This window comes from Klebsiella sp. HMSC16C06 (assembly GCF_001808325.1).
GTDB lineage: Bacteria > Pseudomonadota > Gammaproteobacteria > Enterobacterales > Enterobacteriaceae > Klebsiella > Klebsiella variicola.
On sequence record NZ_KV792990.1, the window covers coordinates 22,180 to 40,975 of the forward strand.

An 18,796-nucleotide genomic window follows, 5' to 3' on the forward strand; every position below is an offset into this window, starting at 1 on the left:
CGTTGATTTCGCACACGACATTAAAGACTATGAAATTATCTACACTCTTAGCGGCAGCCTTCGCCCTCGTAGGCTTTTGCAATACAGCGTCTGCTGTCACCTATCCTTTGCCGACCGACGGCAGCCGTTTGGTTGGTCAGAATCAGGTCATCACCATTCCGGATGATAACAAGCAGCCGCTGGAATACTTTGCGGCGAAATATCAGATGGGGCTGTCCAACATGCTGGAAGCCAACCCGGGGGTGGACACCTATCTGCCAAAAGGCGGTAGCGTCCTGAACATCCCGCAGCAGCTGATCCTGCCGGACACCGTCCACGAAGGCATCGTCATCAACAGCGCCGAGATGCGTCTGTATTACTATCCGAAAGGCACCAACACCGTGATCGTTCTGCCGATCGGTATCGGCCAGTTAGGTAAAGATACGCCGATTAACTGGACCACCAAAGTCGAACGCAAGAAGGCCGGCCCGACCTGGACGCCGACCGCCAAGATGCACGCTGAATACGCCGCTGCCGGCAACCCGCTGCCAGCCGTCGTACCGGCCGGTCCGGATAACCCGATGGGTCTGTACGCGTTATATATTGGCCGTCTGTACGCCATCCACGGCACCAACGCTAACTTTGGTATTGGCCTGCGCGTGAGCCACGGCTGCGTGCGTCTGCGCAACGATGACATCAAATTCCTGTTTGAGAATGTGCCGGTCGGCACCCGCGTGCAGTTTATCGATGAGCCGGTAAAAGCGACCACCGAGCCGGACGGCAGCCGTTACATTGAGGTTCACAACCCGCTGTCGACCACCGAAGCGCAGTTCCAGGGCGGCGAAATCGTGCCGATCACCCTGACTCAGCCGGTACAGGCGATCACCAGCCAGTCTGATGTCGATCAGAACGTGGTTGAGCAGGCTATCCAGAACCGCTCCGGTATGCCGGTGCGTCTGAACTAAGTTCTGCATGACAAGAAAAACGGCGGGCCTGATGCCCGCCGTTTTTTTATCTGCATTTCCCCGGGCTGCGGCTGACGCCTTGCCTGGGTTACCAAACCTGACAACACCCTGGGCCTGCTAAGCGCTGCGCAAACAGGGGTCCCCGGTCTAGCCGTTATTCACCAGAATAATCCCGCCGTGATCGTAGCGATAGTGACAGTGGGCATACTCCAGCGGCGTACCGTCTTCGAGGTAGATCACCTGTTCAACCTCCAGCACCGGGTCGGTGAGGTCGCAGTGAAGATGTAATTTATCCAGTTCATCCGGCTTCATCGCACGCACCACGCGGTAAGATCCCATCAGCTTCAGCCCCAGCGTCTCCTGGATATAGCGAAACACCGAGCTTTCCAGATGGCTTTTATTGAGCCCCGGCACTAGCCCCACCGGCATGACCGTCAGATCCAGCGACACCGGTTCCCCGTTGAGCAACCGCAGGCGAACGAAGTCATACACCGGCGCATCGGCGTCAATCAGCAGCGAACTCTGCTCTTTGTCGCTGGGAAAACGCACCTCAAAGCGCACCACTTCGCTTTGTACCTCGCCAAGATGCTCCCAGGTTTTGGTGGCGCCAAAATAGTCGCTGCCGGGCAACTCCCACTGCGACAGCTGGAGAAAATTTTTCCGCACAAAGGTACCCAGTCCTTTGCGGGTATAGATAAGCCCTTCGACGATTAACTGACGCATCGCCTGCTGGATCGTCATCCGGCTGGTGTTGAACTCCGCCGCCAGCGCAAACTGGTCGGGTAGCGGCGCGCTGGCAGGATACTGCTGGCTGATGATGCGTTTTTTTATTTCCCGCGCGATTTGCAGATACTTCGCCGTCATTCCCGGTCCTTTTACATTCTGTGTGTGGCTGGCGGACAGCATACTTGACCTGACCGCCAGGACACTGTTACATCGCTTCGCCGTTGCTGTGGATCACCTGCTTTAGCCACGCATAGCTCTTCTTCGGCACCCGCCGCAGATCCTTGAGGTCATGGTTCTCACGATTGACGTACACCACGCCGTAGCGCTTACGCATATCGCCCTGAGAGCTGAGGATATCGATTAATCCCCAGCCGAGATAGCCAATCACCTGCGCGCCGTCCTCAAATATCGCCGCTTTCATGGCGTTAATATGGTCGCGATGGTAGGCGATGCGGTAATCATCGGCAATGGGATGTTCGCCATCCCAGGATTCGATCACCCCGATACCATTTTCAATCGGGAACACCGGTAGCCGCCAGTCATTGTAATAGCGGGTGATGATCATGCGAAATCCCAGCGGATCGATCTGCCAGTTCCATTCCGTCGCTTTCAGGTACGGGTTATCCTGATTACCGAATAGCATGTAATTGTTGACCGCCGTTCCCGGCGGGATCGCGTCGCTATTGAGCGCACGGCTGGCGTAATAGCTGAACGCAAGATAATCGACCTTCACCGTCGCCATCAGCGCGATATCTTCAGGGCGATAAATATCGTCAAAGCCTTGGCGAGCGACAAAATGCATCACTTCCGGGCTATAACCCTCGCCGGCGTAGGCGCGCAGCAGGTTCTGGTTTAAAAACTCGTCCAGTTGCTGGGCGCAGAGAATATCGCGTGGTTTGCAGGTAGCCGGATAGACCAGCGCATGGGCCAGCATTCCGCCCATCAGGCACTGCGGCTTCGTCTGATGCAGATAGTGGGTCAGATGGACATGCGCCATCATCACGTGGTGCTGGATCTGGTAGAGTTCGCGCAGCGTTTTATCGCCACGCAAATAGCCGGTGATCAGGAAGGCTTCCGGCGAATGGTAGAGGTTCTGTTCATTGAAGGTCAGCCAGTACTTCACCTTATCGCCGTAACAGTCGATCATCTTCTGGCCATAGCGGATAAAGGCGTCCATGACCCGGCGGTCGGTAAAACCGTTGTAACGCTCCGCCAGCGACAGCGGCATATCAAAGTGATACAGGCAGATCATCGGTTCAATACCGCGGGCAATGAGTTCATCGATAAACTGATGGTAGAACGCGATCCCCTCTTCATTGAATTCGCCGTCCCCTTCCGGGCACACCCGGCTCCAGGCGATCTGGAAGCGGTAGCAGTTCATGCCCAGATCCTGCATCAGATCGAAATCTTCGCGAAAGCGATGATAGGAGTCGGTCGCGACCTTCCAGTCCGAGGCGAATTCCGCCGGTTGACGAATATCGTACACCGACATCCCCTTGCCCCCCTCGTTCCACGCCCCCTCCGTCTGCATGCTGGAGACGGAATTACCCCATAAAAAATCTGCCGGTAGTGTGTTCTTCATGCTGCGCCTCGGTATATGACTAGTCATTTAACTATAATGACTAGTCATATACAAAAGATCCGCCACCGAAGCAAAAGTCGGATCGTTTTCTGTGAGCCAGGCAAACAAAAAAGATCGCCGCAAGCGGCGATCTTTATAGGCACGGAAAAAACGGCGTTACTGCGCGTCAAGCTGATGACGACGATATTCCCCCTGGCGCTCCAGCATCCAGCCCGGATATTCGCGCGGCAGGGCGCTGACCGCGTCAAGCTGGCGCAACTCATCATCGCTCAGGCGGATAGCGGTCGCAGCGATGTTATCCTGCAACTGCTCGGCCCGTTTGGCGCCAATAATGACGCTGGTCACCGCCGGCTGATGCAGCAGCCACGCCAGGGCAATCTGCGCCACCGATACCCCTTTTGCTTCAGCTATCACCCGCATGACGTCGATGCAATCAAATGCGCGCGCTTTATCCACGGGCGGAAAGTCGAACGCCAGGCGACGACCACCCGCTTCCGCCTCGCCGTCGCGGCGGTATTTCCCGCTCAGCAGGCCGCCCGCCAGCGGACTCCAGACCATCAGGCCGAGTCCTTCGCTTTGCAGCATCGGCACCAGCTCACGTTCCAGGTCACGCCCGGCAATCGTGTAGTAGGCCTGCAGAGAAGCAAAGCGCGAGAGTCCAAGGCGTTCCGCGATGCCCAGCGCTTTGGCGATTTGCCAGGCCGCCCAGTTTGAAACACCGATGTAGCGCACATGCCCCTGCTGTACCAGGGTATCCAGGGCCGATAGCGTCTCTTCGATCGGCGTCGCCGGATCGAAGCCATGCAATTGATAGAGATCGATATGATCGAGCTGCAGGCGGCGCAGGCTCTCCTTCACGCTGCCCATGATGTGGTACCGTGAGCTGCCGCGCGAGTTCACGCCGGCGGTGCCGGTTTCGCCAAACACTTTGGTCGCCACCACCACGTTTTCACGCGGGATTTTCAGGTTTTTCAGCGCCTGACCGGTAATCTCTTCAGAGCGCCCTTCCGAGTAGACGTTGGCGGTATCGATAAAGTTGATCCCGGCGTCCAGCGCGCTGCCGACCAGCTGTTCGGCTTCAGCCTGGCGCAGCTGGCCGATTTTGCCCCACATCCCTTCTTCGCCGCCGAAGGTCATGGTGCCCAGGCACAGCTCAGAGACAAACAGACCGGTATTGCCCAGTTTTTGATATCGCATAGCACTCTCCTCAACAGGATGGTTAACGTCAGCGGTATAGTTATACCGCTGTGTCGAGGCGTGCGAATGGGGTGTTTCTGTCAGTTTCTTGCCCAATTCTGCAGAAATCAGGCGCAGAGTTTAAAGAGCCAATAGCCGCTGATGGCCGCCCATAGCAGCATAGGAATGGAGTAAAGATGGAAGCGCCACCAGATCCGCCGATCGCTGGCCATGCGCAGGGCGATGATATTGGCCAGCGATCCTGGCAGCAGACCAAAGCCGCCCACGTTAACCGCCCAGGCAAGCAGTATCGACGGCGGGACATAGTTGAGCAGCAGAATGGTCGAGGGCACATTACTGATCACCTGCGACAGGCCGATGGCGGTCAGCCACAGTCCGCCGCCGGAAAGCGTCCCGACGCCGCTCAGCACATGATGCAGCGCCGGAAGCTGGGTCAGCAGGTGGACGTCGATAAACATCACCATAAACACCAGCAGCAGCGACCAGTCCACATGGACGATCACCGCCCGGGCCAGAATCAGGAAGCCCAGCAACACCAGCGCCAGCCCCCACAGCGCCTGATTCATCTCCAGCGCCGTCAGGAACACCAGATACAATCCCAGACAGCTCCAGACCAGCTTAGGCTGCCACGATGGCGCCTTATCGCTACTCTGGTAGCTGAGCCGGTTCGCCGGGAAACAGAACCAGCACAGCACCAGCAGGGTCAACATCATTGCCGCCGCCAGGGGTAACATCTCGCCGATAAACCCGACGAAAGAGAGGCCGGACCGTCCCCACAGCAAAATGTTCTGCGGGTTGCCGATCGGCGTCAGCAGCGACCCGGCATTAACCGCCAGCGCTTCGAAGATAATCAGACGGTTAACCGGGATCGCACACCACTTTTTCAGCGTCAGCGTCAGCGGCACCACAATAAACAGGGCCACATCGTTGGTCAGGAAGGTGGACAGGAGCGCTGCCGCCAGCACCATAAAGATGGCCAGCTGGCGCTCAGTCACGAAGCGGCGGGCCATTTTCCGCCCCAGCACGTCAAAGTAGCCGCTCAGTTCAATGCCCTTGGTCAACAGCATCAGGCCGCTGAGCGTGATGATGGTATGCCAGTCAATGGCCGCCGGCCAGCTTGCCGGGACAAACGGCACGATGGCGCTGAGCACGCAGGCGATAATCAGCAGCAGGTGTAAAAAACGGTCGCGCAGCAGCGACTGAACAAAGGGAAGAGTCATGCTTCCTGTGATCCCTGTTTCTGGGTAAATTTCAGGAACATGGCCAGCGTCTCTTCACTCACGTGATGCTCCATTCCCTCCGCATCGCGGCGGGCGATTTCCGGACTGACGCCAATGGCCAGCAGAAAGTTTTCCACAATCTGGTGGCGTTCGCGACTTTCCTGGGCCAGCTTTTCCCCTTCCGGGGTTAAGAAGATCCCGCGCCAGGGGATCTGTTCGATCAGACCCACGCTGGCCAGGCGTTTGAGCATTTTGGCGACCGTGGGCTGCGAAACGCCAAGACGCGCCGCCATATCCACCTGGCGCGCCTCCCCCACTTCGTTGATCAGATCGGAGATCAGCTCCACATAGTCATCGATCAGTTCGCGGCGATGCGCTTCCCGCACCTGACGGAACCCCTCAACGTGCTCTTCAACATTTACTAACTGCGTCACTTTTTTTGTTATTGGCTTACCTGCGCGACGGTTCATTGTGCTTCCTCATTCGTGTGACGCGTCAAGCATCATATAAAAAGATCCACATTGTAATGGATTGCGCCAAGAGCACAAAAAATTAACGTTTTAGCCATAGCTATAAAATATAGCCTGTGCTATATCTGTATGTAATGCAAACAGCCATCATGGATTGACGGCGTGAACAGGCAGGAGGAGAGCAGATGAACGAATTCAAGAGGTGCTTAAACGTGTTTAGCCATTCACCCTTTAAAGTACGATTAATGCTGATCGGTATGCTGTGCGAGATGATCAACGGTAAACCACAGCAGGGCAAACCCCATTCCTAAGGCGGCGTCGCGGTACGCCGCTTCATTTTTCTGTCATCTTCTGCCGGCAAAATGACCGGTTTCCCCCGTTTCCCTGACCTTTTTTCAAGTTTTGTAAGCGCCCTCGCAAAACAATCTGTTATGCCTAGTTGACCTTACCATTTACAAGCCCTATCTTTGCACAGCCCTGCCACATTCGCGGCTCGCAGAGACCCTCTTCACGCACTGTCCAGCAGGTTTTACCCCTTGTCGCCAGGGGATGCGCATGGCCTCTTTTTGATTGTTTACTATGAATGTCACCACCCTGAAAGATACGCTGGTCGCCCGCCGACTGGCACTGAACCCATGGACAGGATTCTACTTTTTACAATCGCTGTTGATTAACCTGGCGCTGGGCTATGAATTTAGCCTGCTCTATACCGTGGCATTTACCTGCGTGTTACATCTTCTGTGGCGCGCTTTTCCGCGCGTCCAGAAAGGGGTAGTCGGCGCCTATTCGCTGCTGGCGGCCCTGTATTACCCCTTTGGCCAGGCTTACGGCGCCCCCAATTTCAACACCTTGCTGGCGCTGCACGCGACCAACGTGGAAGAATCTACGGAAATTCTGACCATCTTCCCGTGGTACAACTATCTGCTGGCGGTCTTCATTTTCGCACTGGGGATCATTGCGGTCCGCCGCAGGATCGTTGAGCCCTCCCGCTGGGGAAAAATGGAGACCCTGGGCCTGCTGTTCAGCGTCGGGATCTTCTTTCTGCAGCCGGTGCAAAACCTCGCCTGGGGCGGCGTGTTCAAGGTGATTGACACCGGTTATCCGGCCTTTCGTTTTGTGAAAGACGTGGTGGTGAATAATAACGAGGTGCTGGACGAGCAGGCGCGAATGGCGCAGCTGGCCGGCATGAAAGACAGCTGGCACGTGCTGGCGGTGAAGCCAAAGTACCATCTCTATGTGGTGGTGATTGGCGAGAGCGCCCGTCGCGACGCCCTCGGCGCCTTCGGCGGCCACTGGGATAACACGCCGTTTGCCAGCTCAGTAAACGGTTATCTGTTTAACAACTATGTCGCCGCCAGCGGCTCGACGCAGAAATCGCTCGGCCTGACGCTTAACCGGGTGGTCGACGGCAAACCGCAGTTTCAGGATAACTTTGTCACCCTCGCCAACCGCGCGGGTTTCCAGACCTGGTGGTTCTCCAACCAGGGGCAGATTGGCGAGTACGACACCGCTATCGCCAGCATCGCCAAACGTGCGGATGAAGTCCAGTTCCTGAAAAACGGCGATTTCGAGGCCAATAAAAATACTCAGGACGAGCAGTTATTAAAGCTGACCGAGCAGGTACTCTCTACGCAGCGCACCCAGCCGCAGCTGATTGTCCTGCATCTGATGGGCTCTCACCCGCAGGCCTGCGATCGGACCAAAGGCAAGTACACGGTTTTCGTCCAGTCGAAAGAGACCTCCTGTTATCTCTACAGCATGATGCAGACCGATTCGCTGCTGGCTAAGCTATACAGTCAGTTGCAAAACTCCGGCGATACCTTTTCACTGACCTACTTTTCCGATCATGGTCTGGCGTTCAAGGAGCGGGGAAAAGAGGTGCAGTATCTGGCGCATGACGATAAGTTCCAGCAGAACTTCCAGGTGCCGTTTATGGTGCTGTCCAGCGATGACAAAGCGCATAAAGTGATTAAAGCGCAGCGCTCAGCGAATGATTTCCTCAGTTTCTTCTCCCAGTGGACCGGGATCAAGGCGGCGGAAATCGTCCCGCGCTATCGTTTTATCTCTGAGCAAAAGGCCGGTCCGGTGTACATCACCAACTTCCAGCTGCAGAAGGTGGACTACGCTCACCTCGGTACCGATGAGTTCACCGTCAATTAATCGTGCAGGCCCGGCCAGTCGCTCAGGCTGGCCGGCAACAGGCAAAAAAAATCCGCCCCGAAAGGCGGATTTTTTATATCACCGGAGTGATTAGAAGCGGTAACCCACGCCAGCAATCCAGGTACCGACGTCAACGTTACGAATACGAGACTGCTCGTAGGAGAAGTCCAGAGCAACGTTTTCGATCGGGTTGAACTGCAGACCAGCACCGTAGGAGAAACCGTAGTCGCTCATATCGGATTTCTGGTTCGGGAAGTTGTTGTTCTGGAATTTACCGTAACCAACACCCACTACACCGTAGATGCTTGCCCAGTCGTTCAGACGGTAAGCCGGACCTGCGGTGATGCCGTAGTACTGACCTTTGTTGTAAGTACCGTTGCTGGTGTTATCCTTTTCGGTGTAGGTGAAGGAACCGATAACGCCCAGCGGGTTGTTATCTTGCTCGTAACGGTATTTCAGGTTGAAACCGCCAGCTTTGTTCGCTTTACCCTGCATGTCGCTCTGCGCGTAACCGCCGGTTACGGTAGAAGTTGCAGCAAATGCAGTGGTACCTACGGATGCAGCCAGAACAACGGCCAGTGCTGAAAGACGTGCAATTTTATTCATAACCACCTCAAATGTGTTTCTAATAAGTCCTAAGCCTTAAATATATCAAAAACTTTTGGGAAACTCTTTGGAGTTTACATTGTCTAACATACTTTTTCATGTAACCAAAAGTTTCCATATTTCTATAACAATATGGAAAACAACAATTTTTGGCGTTAACGTACATCTTAACGCTCATTAAGAAATTCGCAAGCATCCAGATTAATCTTAATCACCTGGCGAATTTCTCAGCAACGTGCGCCATTCTACTGTTTTTGCCTCTGTTTTTTTCAACATTAGCTCAACCGTCAGCAGGTTATTCCAGTACACTGGCACTTTTACGACTTTTGACAAAACCTGACAGGAGAAAGGATGCCCGGTCCATCCCGAAAAGCGGCGGCATGGTTGCCGATTCTGGTGATTTTAATCGCCATGACCTCGATTCAGAGCGGCGCATCGCTCGCCAAATCGCTGTTCCCGTTGGTCGGCGCCCCGGGGGTCACCGCCCTGCGCCTGGCGCTCGGGACGCTGATTTTGGTGGTCGTGTTCAAGCCATGGCGGTTACGTTTCTCCCCGGCGCAGCGCGTGCCGCTGCTACTGTACGGCCTGGCGCTCGGCGCGATGAACTATCTCTTTTATTTATCCCTGCAGCGTATTCCGCTCGGCGTGGCGGTAGCCCTGGAGTTTACCGGCCCGCTGGCGGTGGCGCTGTTTGGTTCGCGCCGACCGCTGGATTTTGTCTGGGTGGCGCTGGCGATCCTCGGACTGTGGTATCTCCTGCCGCTGGGGCAGAACGTGGCGCAGGTCGATTTAACCGGCGCGCTCTTTGCCCTGGGCGCCGGCGCCTGCTGGGCGGTCTATATTCTGACCGGGCAGCGCGCCGGTGAAGAGCATGGGCCAGCCACGGTGGCGATGGGGTCGCTCATCGCCTCGCTGGTGTTTGTTCCGTTAGGCATGGCGCAGGCTACGGATACGCTGTGGCAATGGTCGCTGCTGCCGATGGGGCTGGGGATTGCTATTCTCTCAACCGCGCTGCCCTACTCTCTCGAAATGATGGCCTTGACGCGCCTGCCGACGCGCACCTTCGGCACGCTGATGAGCCTTGAACCAGCATTAGCCGCCCTTTCCGGTATGGTCTTCCTCGGCGAAACGTTGAAGCTCTCCCAGACCCTGGCGCTGGGCGCGATCATTATCGCCTCGATGGGCGCCACGCTGACCATGCAGCGACAAAGTAAAATCGAGCAAGTCGATATCAATTAACATTCTGTTACGCCGCCGGCCCGTGAGAAATCCGGGCCGTTCAGCTAAATATAACCCTATGATATTTAGCGACTTTCAAAATAACCAACCACTTTGCGCTATCGAAGTGATATGGCCTGCCGATGCCTCACTCTTTGAAACCCTTGCTATACTTAGTCCCGAAGTTACCTGGGACAACGCTCCACATCATTCAGATTTGAAGTGTGACGAGCATCAATATCAAGAGGATATGAAACGATGAGTACCGCAAAACTGGTTAAATCAAAAGCATCTAATCTGGTCTATACCCGCAACGATGTCGCTGACAGCGAAAAGAAAGCGACCATTGAGCTGTTGAATCGCCAGGTGATCCAGTTCATTGACCTGTCACTTATCACCAAGCAGGCACACTGGAATATGCGCGGTGCGAACTTTATCGCCGTGCACGAAATGCTGGATGGCTTCCGTACCGCGCTAACCGAGCACCTGGACACCATGGCGGAGCGCGCCGTGCAGCTGGGCGGCGTCGCACTGGGCACCACTCAGGTCATTAACAGCAAAACGCCGCTGCAGAGCTACCCGCTCGATATCCATCACGTTCAGGATCACCTGAAAGCGCTGGCTGACCGCTATGCCGTCGTCGCTAACGATGTGCGCAAGGCGATCGGTGAAGCTAAAGACGAGGATACTGCGGATATTTTCACCGCGGCCTCCCGCGATCTGGATAAATTCCTGTGGTTCATTGAAGCGAATATCGAGTAAGGCTTTGCCGCCGGCCGCAGCGCGGTCGGCGGCGCCTTTACTTTTCCCGCCCACCTTTCTGTTTTCCGTTCTATCAGTTTCCCCTTCTATGCTTTTCGTCCCCCTGCTGGCCATGCACTGTTTTAGGGCGCCAAATTGATGAAAATGCGCGCAAAAGTAAAACAATTGTAATAATCACCTCACACAATCGTTACGTTGAGATTGTTTTCCCATCAGGGTTTGCGCTAAAAATGTGCTCGTTATTCAGCAACTCTATAACGCACCAAAGTGACGCCCCATCCTGGTGCAGTGAGTGCCTGTCATGATCGAAATTGTGCAACCGCTCGCGCTTCGTTTGTTGAAAAACAACAGCTTGTAAAAGTGGCACGATTTTTTCATTAGGCTAGTCGTTCTCGCAGGGGATCGTCCCGTGGATATAAAAGGAAATGCTATGAAGTCTGTATTTAAAGTTTCACTGGCTGCACTGACCCTGGCTTTTGCGGTTTCTTCCCATGCCGCCAATAAGACCCTGGTTGTCGCCACCGATACGGCGTTCGTCCCGTTCGAATTTAAGCAAGGCGATAAATATGTCGGGTTTGACGTTGACCTGTGGGCGGCTATCGCCAAAGAGCTGAAGCTCGACTACACCCTGAAGCCAATGGACTTCAGCGGCATTATCCCGGCGCTGCAAACTAAAAATATCGATCTGGCGCTGGCCGGGATCACCATCACCGACGAACGTAAAAAAGCGATCGACTTCTCCGACGGCTACTACAAAAGCGGCCTGCTGGTGATGGTCAACGCCAATAATAACGACATCAAAGATGTGAAAGATCTGAACGGTAAAGTGGTCGCGGTGAAGAGCGGTACCGGCTCCGTTGATTACGCGAAAGCCAATATCAAAACCAAAGATCTGCGTCAGTTCCCGAACATCGATAACGCCTATATGGAACTGGGTACCGGCCGCGCTGATGCCGTGCTGCACGATACGCCAAATATTCTGTACTTCATCAAAACCGCAGGCAACGGCAAGTTCAAAGCGGTAGGCGAATCACTGGAAGCGCAAAACTACGGTATCGCTTTCCCGAAAGGCAGCGACGAGCTGCGTGAGAAAGTGAACGGTGCGCTGAAAACGCTGCGCGAGAATGGTACCTACAACGAAATTTATAAAAAATGGTTCGGCACTGAACCAAAATAATAAGAACACACTTCGCCAGACGCAGCTCCGGCGACATCACAACGGTCTTCCGGCACAGACTCGGCGGGAGACCGTATTTTGGCGGAGGATTTCCTCTGCTCTCGACACGGTAACAGGAACGTATTATGCAGTTTGACTGGAGTGCCATCTGGCCTGCCATTCCGATTTTGCTGGAAGGCGCCAAAATGACGCTGTGGATTTCCGTCCTCGGCCTGGCCGGCGGCCTGATAATCGGTCTGGTGGCCGGTTTCGCCCGCTGCTTCGGCGGCTGGATCGCCAACCACATCGCACTGGTGTTTATTGAAATCATTCGCGGCACCCCGATTGTGGTGCAGGTCATGTTCATCTACTTTGCGCTGCCGATGGCCTTTAGCGACCTGCGCATCGACCCCTTCTCCGCAGCGGTAGTGACCATCATGATTAACTCGGGCGCCTATATCGCGGAAATTACCCGCGGCGCGGTGCTCTCCATTCATAAAGGCTTCCGCGAAGCGGGCCTGGCGCTGGGCCTGTCGCGTCGCGAAACCATTCGCCACGTGATCCTGCCGCTGGCGCTACGCCGCATGCTGCCGCCGCTGGGCAACCAGTGGATTATCAGCATCAAGGATACCTCGCTGTTCATCGTCATCGGCGTCGCCGAACTGACCCGTCAGGGACAGGAGATCATCGCGGGCAACTTCCGCGCCCTGGAAATCTGGAGCGCCGTTGCTGTTATCTACCTGATTATCACCCTGGTCCTGAGCTTTATTCTGCGTCGTCTTGAAAGAAGGATGAAAATCCTGTGATTGAATTTAAAAACGTCTCCAAGCACTTTGGCCCGACCCAGGTGCTGCACGATATCTCCCTGAAAATTAATCAGGGTGAAGTGGTGGTCATTATCGGCCCGTCCGGCTCCGGTAAATCGACGATGCTGCGCTGCATCAATAAACTGGAAGAGATCACCAGCGGCGATCTGATTGTCGATGGCTTAAAGGTCAACGATCCGAAGGTGGACGAACGTCTGATTCGTCAGGAAGCCGGGATGGTGTTCCAGCAGTTTTACCTGTTCCCGCACCTGACGGCGCTGGAAAACGTGATGTTTGGCCCGCTGCGGGTACGTGGCGCCAGCAAGCAGGCGGCAGAGAAGCAGGCGAAAGATCTGCTGGCGAAAGTCGGCCTGGCCGAGCGCGCGCATCACTATCCGTCTGAACTCTCCGGCGGCCAGCAGCAGCGTGTGGCCATTGCCCGCGCGCTGGCGGTGAAGCCAAAGATGATGCTGTTTGATGAACCGACCTCCGCGCTCGACCCGGAACTGCGCCATGAAGTGCTCAAGGTGATGCAGGATCTGGCTGAAGAGGGGATGACGATGGTGATCGTAACCCACGAAATCGGCTTTGCCGAAAAAGTGGCTTCGCGATTGATCTTTATCGACAAAGGACGCATTGCTGAAGACGGCAACCCGCAGGAGCTGGTGAAGAACCCGCCAAGCCCGCGCCTGCGCGAATTCCTGCAGCACGTCGCCTGACCCGCAACGGCTCTCTTCCTCCGCGGAGAGAGCCGCTTTTCCAGATTCCTCTTCCCTCCCCTTCCGCCATCGGCTTCTATACTTACCCGTTTACGTTGCAACGGAGGTGCCCATGCCGTGGATCCTGCTTTTGCTCGCTGCACTGTTTACTGCCCCGCTTTCCGCCGCCGCCCTGCCCGGCGTGCCGACAGCTAACGCCGATAAAACCAGCGCCAGCGAACCCGATGCGGAACAGAAAAGAGCGGCCTACGCCGCGCTGGCTGACGTGCTGGCTAACGACAGCGCCCGTCAGGAGCTCATTGACCAGCTGCGTAAAGCAGCCGCCACGCCGCCGCCAGACAGCACCCCGACGCTGACGCCGCCGGCGGTGAAAGAAGAGACCACGGTGCTGGAGAACGTCACGCAGATCAGCCGGGAATACGGCGAGCAGCTCTCGTCTCGCTTCTCTCAACTGTGGCGCAATATCACCGGCTCACCGCATAAACCTTTTAATTCGCAAACCTTCACCAGCGCGGCCTGGCATTTTTTACTGCTGGCCGGCCTGGTCTTTGCCTTCTGGTGGCTGGTGCGTCTTGCGGCGCTGCCGCTGTATCGCAAAATGGGTGAATGGGGGCGGCATAAAAACCGCGATCGCGGAAACTGGCTCCAGCTGCCCCTGACCATCGCCGGGGCGTTTGTTATCGACCTGCTGCTGCTGGCGCTGACCCTGTTTGTCGGCCAGTTGTTAAGCGATCGCCTGAATGGTAATAACCCCACCATCGCCTTCCAGCAGAGTCTTTTCCTCAACGCCTTCGCGTTGATCGAGTTTTTTAAAGCCATTCTGCGGCTCATTTTCTGCCCGCGCATCCCGGCGCTCCGGCCTTTTAACCTCAGCGACGAAGCCGCGTCATACTGGAGCCTGCGCCTGAGCGCGCTCAGCAGCCTGATTGGCTATGGCCTGATCGTCGCGGTGCCGATTATCTCCAATCAGGTGAATGTTCAGGTTGGCGCGCTGGCTAACGTCGTCATCATGCTGTGCATTACGCTGTGGGCGCTGTACCTGATTTTTCATAACAAGACCTTGATTACGCAGGGGCTAATCCATCTGGCCGACCGTTCGCTCTCCTTCTTTAGCCTGTTTATCCGCGCCTTCGCGCTGGTCTGGCACTGGCTGGCCTGCGCCTACTTTGTGGTGCTCTTTTTCTTCTCCCTGTTCGACCCGGGCAATAGCCTGAAATTCATGATGGGCGCCACCCTGCGCAGCCTGGCCATTATCGGCGGCGCGGCGCTGGTGTCCGGCATCCTGTCGCGCTGGATAGCCAAAACCATCACCCTGTCACCCGCCACCCAGCGCAATTATCCTGAGCTGCAAAAGCGGCTGAATGGCTGGATCTCCGCCTCGCTGAAGGCCGCGCGCATTCTCACCGTCTGCGTCGCCGTCATGCTGCTGCTGAGCGCCTGGGGCCTGTTTGACTTCCGCGAATGGCTGCATAACGATGCCGGGCAAAAAACGGTGGATGTGCTGATCCGCATCGCCCTCATCCTCTTCTTCTCTGCCATCGGCTGGACGGTGCTGGCCAGCCTGATCGAAAACCGGCTGGCCTCGGATATCCATGGCCGCCCGCTGCCCAGCGCGCGGGCCCGGACGCTGCTGACCCTGTTTCGCAACGCGCTGGCGGTGGTGATCAGCACCATCACGGTGATGATCCTGCTTTCGGAGATTGGGGTTAACATTGCGCCGCTGCTGGCGGGCGCCGGGGCGTTAGGGCTGGCGATTTCGTTTGGCGCGCAAACGCTGGTTAAAGATATTATCACCGGCATATTTATCCAGTTTGAGAACGGGATGAATACCGGCGACCTGGTCACCATCGGCCCTTTGACCGGCACCGTGGAACGAATGTCGATTCGCTCCGTGGGGGTACGGCAGGATACCGGCGCCTATCACATTATTCCCTGGTCCTCGATCACCACTTTTGCCAACTTCGTGCGCGGCATTGGCTCGGTAGTCGCCAACTATGATGTCGACCGTCATGAGGATCTGGATAAAGCCAGCCAGGCGCTGAAGGCGGCGGTGGACGATCTGCTGGCCCAGGAGGAGATCCGCGGCCTGATCATTGGCGAACCGTCGTTCGCCGGGCTGGTGGGGCTGAGCAATACCGCCTTTACGCTACGCGTCAGCTTCACTACCCTGCCGCTGAAGCAGTGGACGGTGCGCTTTGCCCTCGACACTCAGGTGAAAAAGCACTTCGATCGCGCCGGGGTTCGCGCCCCGGTACAGACCTGGCAACAGCTGCCGATGCCGATGCCGGGCTCAGACAGCCCGGCCGCCGAGTAGTTAGAACGGACGGCGGCGTTTGGCGTCGTCCATAAAGCTCCAGGCGATAAAGCGGCTCTGCTTTTGACCCTGGGCCATCTCTTTTTTCACCACTTTCACGGCCCCAACCTCGGTCAGCAGGCGGTAGAGCGGCGGCAGATTGTCGCCGCGCGACACCAGCGAGGTAAACCATTTCACCTGGCGGGCGAAGGCCTGACTTTCGCGGATCATCTGCGAGATAAAGGCCACTTCGCCTCCTTCGCACCACAGCTCCTGCTGCTGACCGCCAAAGTTAAGCGCGCTGTCGGCGCCGAGTCCGAGATTGCGGCGCTTGCGCTCACCGCCCGCCCGGGCGCTCTCTGCGGAGTCATGGAACGGCGGATTACACAGCGTGGCGTCATAGGTCTCGTTTTTGTGGATGACGCCGTGGAAGATGGCCTGGCTCTCTTTTTGCCGACGCAGACGGATCTGCCGGGTCAATCCGGGGTTGCCATTGACAATCGCCTGCGCGCTGGCGAAGGCTTCCGGGCTGATTTCGCTGCCGGTAAAGCGCCAGCCGTACTCGTGAACGCCGATCAGGGGATAGATGAGGTTGGCGCCGGTACCAATATCAAGGATCGTGGCTTGCTTCGGCACCTCGCCACTATCCTGCGCCAGCAGATCCGCCAGATGATGAATATAATCGGCACGCCCGGGCACCGGCGGACAGAGAAAACCGTCAGGAATGTCCCAGTGTTTGACCGCGTAGAAATGCGCCAGCAGCGCTTTATTCAACGCCTTTACTGCCTGCGGATTGGCAAAATCAATGGTCTGCTCACCCAGCGGATTGAGCGTAATGTATCCCTGCAGGTCAGGATGCGCCTGGCAGAGCGCAGGCAGGTCGTAGCGTTGATGGTGGCGGTTACGCGGGTGTAACCCCGGTTTCTGGGCTTTCATGACAATCTCCTTTGAACAGCCGCGTAAGATACCCGTTGACGGCGGCGCGGTAAATAAGGGAGTCTGGATATCTCCTTTGTCCGTGACAGGTGCAGCATGTACTTTTATCAACCTTCGCAGGGCCACGGCCTGCCGCACGACCCGCTGAACGCGATAATCGGGCCTCGCCCGATAGGCTGGATCGCCTCGCAGGACGCCGAGGGCCAGCGAAATCTGGCGCCATACAGCTTTTTTAACTGCTTTAACTATCGCCCGCCGATCATTGGTTTCGCCAGCAGCGGCTGGAAAGACAGCGTGCGAAATATCGTCGAAACAAAGGAGTTCGTCTGGAACCTGGCGACGCGACCGCTGGCCGTGGCGATGAATGAAACGTCTGCCTCGATCCCGCACCATGAGGACGAGTTCGTGCGCGCCGGTCTCACCGCCGCCGCCAGCCGCCTGGTCAGCGCCCCCCGAGTCGCGGAGAGTCCGGTGAACTTTGAGTGCCGTCTGTCGCAATGTATTCAACTCACCACCGCCGACGGTAACCCTGTTGATACGTGGCTGGTGCTCGGCGAAGTGGTCGCCGTGCATATTGATGAATCACTGCTGGACAACGGCATCTATCAAACCGCCCGCGCCCAGCCGATCCTGCGCGCCGGAGGTCCGAGCGCCTATTACAGTATTGATGATAGTCTGCGTTTTGAAATGATCCGCCCTGACGCCCGCTAAATAATCTACCGGCCAGAGTACCGCTGCCCTGCGCCGGTAGCCTACTAAACGCCTTGTTTTGCATTAAAAATACCCTATCGCACGGTCGGGAAAGACCTACACTTAAGCTATGTCCCATGCTGTTTATGAGGATATGCTGATGAAAATCACCTCGCTGCTATTCGCCGCTGCGCTCAGCGCTCATGCCACCGCGGCCTCTCCCCTGCCACCGACACCCGTACTGCCCTATGCCGGGCCGCTCCGCCCTGTCGGCACCGTCTCCGCCTCCGGTGCCAGCACCCTTGATGATCTGGTGGCCGCCCTCGCGGATAAGGCCCACCGCCAGGGGGCGATAGCCTGGCGGGTCAATGCCGCCAGTAGCGGTAACCGACTGCACGGTTCAGCTATAATTTATCAATAACCTTTCACAGGAGGCAGACGATGGCATCAGGTTGGGCAGGCGATGGGGCCGTTCAGGATCAGATCGACAGCACCATTGACGATGCGGTGGCTCGCGCGCGCCGCGAGCTTCCGCGCGGCGAAAGCAACAAATTTTGTGATGAATGTGGGGAGCCGATTCCGGAGGCCCGTCGACAGGCCATCCCAGGGGTCAGATATTGCGTGAAGTGCCAGCAGGAGAAAGATTTACATAACAATACATTTTCAGGATATAATCGCCGCGGATCCAAGGATAGCCAGCTACGCTGACTTTCCTTTACCGTTCATGACAGCCTTTCGCATTATCTTTTCGCGCACATTTTTTGGCGGAAAAAGTCGCAATATGTGCCCTTAAACGCGTCGGTCTTCCTCGCTACGCTTCGTGACGAAAAGAATGAGAAATAATTTATTAATAATCAGTAAATTATTAATCATTCAAAAAATTCGATGAAGACTGTGAATTTCCTTCGATTTTATCTCCCGCAAAAAAGCGTGATACTTATCACATCGACGGAACATCGTCCCCTGAACAGAACAACCTGCGAGAGATTAACTATGAAAAACATCAAATATGCTGCCGCTGCCATCGCTCTGACCGCCCTTTCCTTCGGCGCCTTTGCCGCCGAACCGGTCACCCCCGCTCAGGCAGAAAGCATGAATAAAATCGGTGTGGTGTCTGCGCAAGGCGCAACCACTTTAGATGGTCTGGAAGCAAAACTGGCTGCTAAAGCCGAAGCCGCTGGCGCGACCGGCTACAGCATTACTTCCGCTAACACCAACAACAAACTGAGCGGTACTGCGGTTATCTATAAATAATCGCTGTTCCCTCTGTAAGCCACTGAATTAACCCTGAAAAGACCTTTAATACCCTTG

The 18,796-nt window shown here is 56.1% G+C and carries 20 protein-coding genes; 13 read left to right on the plus strand and 7 right to left on the minus strand.

The window, feature by feature from the left end; translation table 11 throughout:
- The first annotated feature begins 29 nt into the window (after positions 1–29).
- A complete protein-coding gene (ldtB, locus tag HMPREF3142_RS07485) occupies positions 30–944 on the plus strand; it encodes a L,D-transpeptidase (RefSeq protein ID WP_008805784.1) in 915 nt (304 codons plus the stop codon).
- A gap of 147 nt (positions 945–1,091) precedes the next feature.
- Here the strand turns inward: ldtB and HMPREF3142_RS07490 are convergent, their stop codons facing one another.
- From HMPREF3142_RS07490 to mntR, 5 genes are all read right to left on the minus strand, one after another.
- Positions 1,092–1,808, minus strand: coding sequence for a GntR family transcriptional regulator (locus tag HMPREF3142_RS07490; RefSeq protein WP_016160535.1), 717 nt, complete (start codon positions 1,806–1,808; stop codon positions 1,092–1,094).
- A 67-nt stretch (positions 1,809–1,875) separates the two neighbouring features.
- Positions 1,876–3,252, minus strand: coding sequence for a glycoside hydrolase family 1 protein (locus HMPREF3142_RS07495; RefSeq protein ID WP_012542372.1), 1,377 nt, complete (start codon positions 3,250–3,252; stop codon positions 1,876–1,878).
- 156 nt (positions 3,253–3,408) lie between these two features.
- Positions 3,409–4,449, minus strand: coding sequence for an aldo/keto reductase (locus HMPREF3142_RS07500; RefSeq protein ID WP_008805781.1), 1,041 nt, complete (start codon positions 4,447–4,449; stop codon positions 3,409–3,411).
- A gap of 107 nt (positions 4,450–4,556) precedes the next feature.
- A complete protein-coding gene (locus tag HMPREF3142_RS07505) occupies positions 4,557–5,669 on the minus strand; it encodes an anion transporter (protein WP_012542373.1) in 1,113 nt (370 codons plus the stop codon).
- Entirely contained in the window at positions 5,666–6,139 is a 474-nt protein-coding gene (gene mntR, locus HMPREF3142_RS07510) for a manganese-binding transcriptional regulator MntR (protein WP_008805779.1), read from the minus strand. Before mntR ends, HMPREF3142_RS07505 begins: the two co-directional genes overlap by 4 nt.
- Before the next feature lie 185 nt (positions 6,140–6,324).
- Here mntR and mntS point away from each other — a divergent pair, with 185 nt between their 5' ends.
- Together mntS and HMPREF3142_RS07520 are read left to right on the plus strand one after the other, a co-directional pair.
- Positions 6,325–6,450 (plus strand): manganase accumulation protein MntS, encoded by a 126-nt coding sequence (gene mntS, locus HMPREF3142_RS07515; RefSeq protein ID WP_012542374.1) that lies wholly within the window; start codon positions 6,325–6,327, stop codon positions 6,448–6,450.
- Positions 6,451–6,718: 268 nt separating this feature from the next.
- The gene (locus tag HMPREF3142_RS07520; RefSeq protein ID WP_039102993.1) at positions 6,719–8,299 is read left to right on the plus strand and encodes a phosphoethanolamine transferase; all 1,581 of its coding nucleotides are present in this window, start codon (positions 6,719–6,721) and stop codon (positions 8,297–8,299) included.
- A 90-nt stretch (positions 8,300–8,389) separates the two neighbouring features.
- On the opposite strand, the gene ompX is transcribed toward HMPREF3142_RS07520, so the two are convergent.
- Complete coding sequence (gene ompX, locus HMPREF3142_RS07525; protein ID WP_008805777.1) at positions 8,390–8,905, minus strand: outer membrane protein OmpX; 516 nt, start codon at positions 8,903–8,905, stop codon at positions 8,390–8,392.
- 351 nt (positions 8,906–9,256) lie between these two features.
- On the opposite strand from ompX, the gene rhtA reads away from it, so the two are divergent.
- The 6 genes from rhtA (at position 9,257) to ybiO (ending at position 15,880) form a co-directional block, all read left to right on the plus strand.
- Positions 9,257–10,144, plus strand: a complete 888-nt coding sequence (gene rhtA, locus HMPREF3142_RS07530; protein WP_008805776.1) for a threonine/homoserine exporter RhtA — start codon at positions 9,257–9,259, stop codon at positions 10,142–10,144.
- Positions 10,145–10,381: 237 nt separating this feature from the next.
- The gene (gene dps / locus HMPREF3142_RS07535; protein ID WP_004886200.1) at positions 10,382–10,885 is read left to right on the plus strand and encodes a DNA starvation/stationary phase protection protein Dps; all 504 of its coding nucleotides are present in this window, start codon (positions 10,382–10,384) and stop codon (positions 10,883–10,885) included.
- A 430-nt stretch (positions 10,886–11,315) separates the two neighbouring features.
- Positions 11,316–12,062, plus strand: a complete 747-nt coding sequence (gene glnH / locus HMPREF3142_RS07540) for a glutamine ABC transporter substrate-binding protein GlnH (protein ID WP_004886198.1) — start codon at positions 11,316–11,318, stop codon at positions 12,060–12,062.
- A gap of 125 nt (positions 12,063–12,187) precedes the next feature.
- The gene (glnP, locus tag HMPREF3142_RS07545; RefSeq protein ID WP_002895837.1) at positions 12,188–12,847 is read left to right on the plus strand and encodes a glutamine ABC transporter permease GlnP; all 660 of its coding nucleotides are present in this window, start codon (positions 12,188–12,190) and stop codon (positions 12,845–12,847) included.
- Entirely contained in the window at positions 12,844–13,566 is a 723-nt protein-coding gene (glnQ, locus tag HMPREF3142_RS07550) for a glutamine ABC transporter ATP-binding protein GlnQ (protein WP_008805775.1), read from the plus strand. The genes glnP and glnQ overlap by 4 nt, the downstream gene beginning before the upstream one ends.
- A gap of 112 nt (positions 13,567–13,678) precedes the next feature.
- Positions 13,679–15,880, plus strand: coding sequence for a mechanosensitive channel protein (gene ybiO, locus HMPREF3142_RS07555; RefSeq protein WP_070611937.1), 2,202 nt, complete (start codon positions 13,679–13,681; stop codon positions 15,878–15,880).
- On the opposite strand, the gene rlmF is transcribed toward ybiO, so the two are convergent.
- Positions 15,881–16,795 carry a 23S rRNA (adenine(1618)-N(6))-methyltransferase RlmF gene (rlmF, locus tag HMPREF3142_RS07560; RefSeq protein WP_008805773.1) on the minus strand — a complete coding sequence of 305 codons (915 nt, stop codon included), beginning with the start codon at positions 16,793–16,795 and terminating at the stop codon, positions 15,881–15,883. It lies immediately after the preceding gene.
- A 96-nt stretch (positions 16,796–16,891) separates the two neighbouring features.
- Here rlmF and HMPREF3142_RS07565 point away from each other — a divergent pair, with 96 nt between their 5' ends.
- The 4 genes from HMPREF3142_RS07565 to ybiJ all read left to right on the plus strand — a co-directional run bounded on the left by HMPREF3142_RS07565 (position 16,892) and on the right by ybiJ (position 18,739).
- Positions 16,892–17,506: a flavin reductase family protein gene (locus HMPREF3142_RS07565; protein ID WP_070611939.1), complete on the plus strand. Its 615-nt coding sequence runs from the start codon at positions 16,892–16,894 to the stop codon at positions 17,504–17,506.
- A 139-nt stretch (positions 17,507–17,645) separates the two neighbouring features.
- Positions 17,646–17,906 carry a YdgH/BhsA/McbA family protein gene (locus tag HMPREF3142_RS07570; protein ID WP_023322259.1) on the plus strand — a complete coding sequence of 87 codons (261 nt, stop codon included), beginning with the start codon at positions 17,646–17,648 and terminating at the stop codon, positions 17,904–17,906.
- Positions 17,907–17,926: 20 nt separating this feature from the next.
- Positions 17,927–18,193 (plus strand): DksA/TraR family C4-type zinc finger protein, encoded by a 267-nt coding sequence (locus HMPREF3142_RS07575; protein ID WP_002895824.1) that lies wholly within the window; start codon positions 17,927–17,929, stop codon positions 18,191–18,193.
- A 285-nt stretch (positions 18,194–18,478) separates the two neighbouring features.
- Positions 18,479–18,739: a DUF1471 family protein YbiJ gene (ybiJ, locus tag HMPREF3142_RS07580; protein ID WP_004176772.1), complete on the plus strand. Its 261-nt coding sequence runs from the start codon at positions 18,479–18,481 to the stop codon at positions 18,737–18,739.
- Positions 18,740–18,796: the final 57 nt, after the last annotated feature.

Coding starts and splice junctions, on each gene's coding strand:
- HMPREF3142_RS07505 (WP_012542373.1), bottom strand. CDS start 5,669: ATGACTCTTCCCTTTGTTCAGTCGCTGCTGCGCGACCGTTTTTTACAC.
- ybiJ (WP_004176772.1), top strand. CDS start 18,479: ATGAAAAACATCAAATATGCTGCCGCTGCCATCGCTCTGACCGCCCTT.
- HMPREF3142_RS07520 (WP_039102993.1), top strand. CDS start 6,719: ATGAATGTCACCACCCTGAAAGATACGCTGGTCGCCCGCCGACTGGCA.
- ybiO (WP_070611937.1), top strand. CDS start 13,679: ATGCCGTGGATCCTGCTTTTGCTCGCTGCACTGTTTACTGCCCCGCTT.
- HMPREF3142_RS07575 (WP_002895824.1), top strand. CDS start 17,927: ATGGCATCAGGTTGGGCAGGCGATGGGGCCGTTCAGGATCAGATCGAC.
- ompX (WP_008805777.1), bottom strand. CDS start 8,905: ATGAATAAAATTGCACGTCTTTCAGCACTGGCCGTTGTTCTGGCTGCA.
- HMPREF3142_RS07495 (WP_012542372.1), bottom strand. CDS start 3,252: ATGAAGAACACACTACCGGCAGATTTTTTATGGGGTAATTCCGTCTCC.
- HMPREF3142_RS07565 (WP_070611939.1), top strand. CDS start 16,892: ATGTACTTTTATCAACCTTCGCAGGGCCACGGCCTGCCGCACGACCCG.
- HMPREF3142_RS07490 (WP_016160535.1), bottom strand. CDS start 1,808: ATGACGGCGAAGTATCTGCAAATCGCGCGGGAAATAAAAAAACGCATC.
- rlmF (WP_008805773.1), bottom strand. CDS start 16,795: ATGAAAGCCCAGAAACCGGGGTTACACCCGCGTAACCGCCACCATCAA.
- HMPREF3142_RS07500 (WP_008805781.1), bottom strand. CDS start 4,449: ATGCGATATCAAAAACTGGGCAATACCGGTCTGTTTGTCTCTGAGCTG.
- ldtB (WP_008805784.1), top strand. CDS start 30: ATGAAATTATCTACACTCTTAGCGGCAGCCTTCGCCCTCGTAGGCTTT.
- mntS (WP_012542374.1), top strand. CDS start 6,325: ATGAACGAATTCAAGAGGTGCTTAAACGTGTTTAGCCATTCACCCTTT.
- glnH (WP_004886198.1), top strand. CDS start 11,316: ATGAAGTCTGTATTTAAAGTTTCACTGGCTGCACTGACCCTGGCTTTT.
- HMPREF3142_RS07570 (WP_023322259.1), top strand. CDS start 17,646: ATGAAAATCACCTCGCTGCTATTCGCCGCTGCGCTCAGCGCTCATGCC.
- rhtA (WP_008805776.1), top strand. CDS start 9,257: ATGCCCGGTCCATCCCGAAAAGCGGCGGCATGGTTGCCGATTCTGGTG.
- dps (WP_004886200.1), top strand. CDS start 10,382: ATGAGTACCGCAAAACTGGTTAAATCAAAAGCATCTAATCTGGTCTAT.
- glnP (WP_002895837.1), top strand. CDS start 12,188: ATGCAGTTTGACTGGAGTGCCATCTGGCCTGCCATTCCGATTTTGCTG.
- mntR (WP_008805779.1), bottom strand. CDS start 6,139: ATGAACCGTCGCGCAGGTAAGCCAATAACAAAAAAAGTGACGCAGTTA.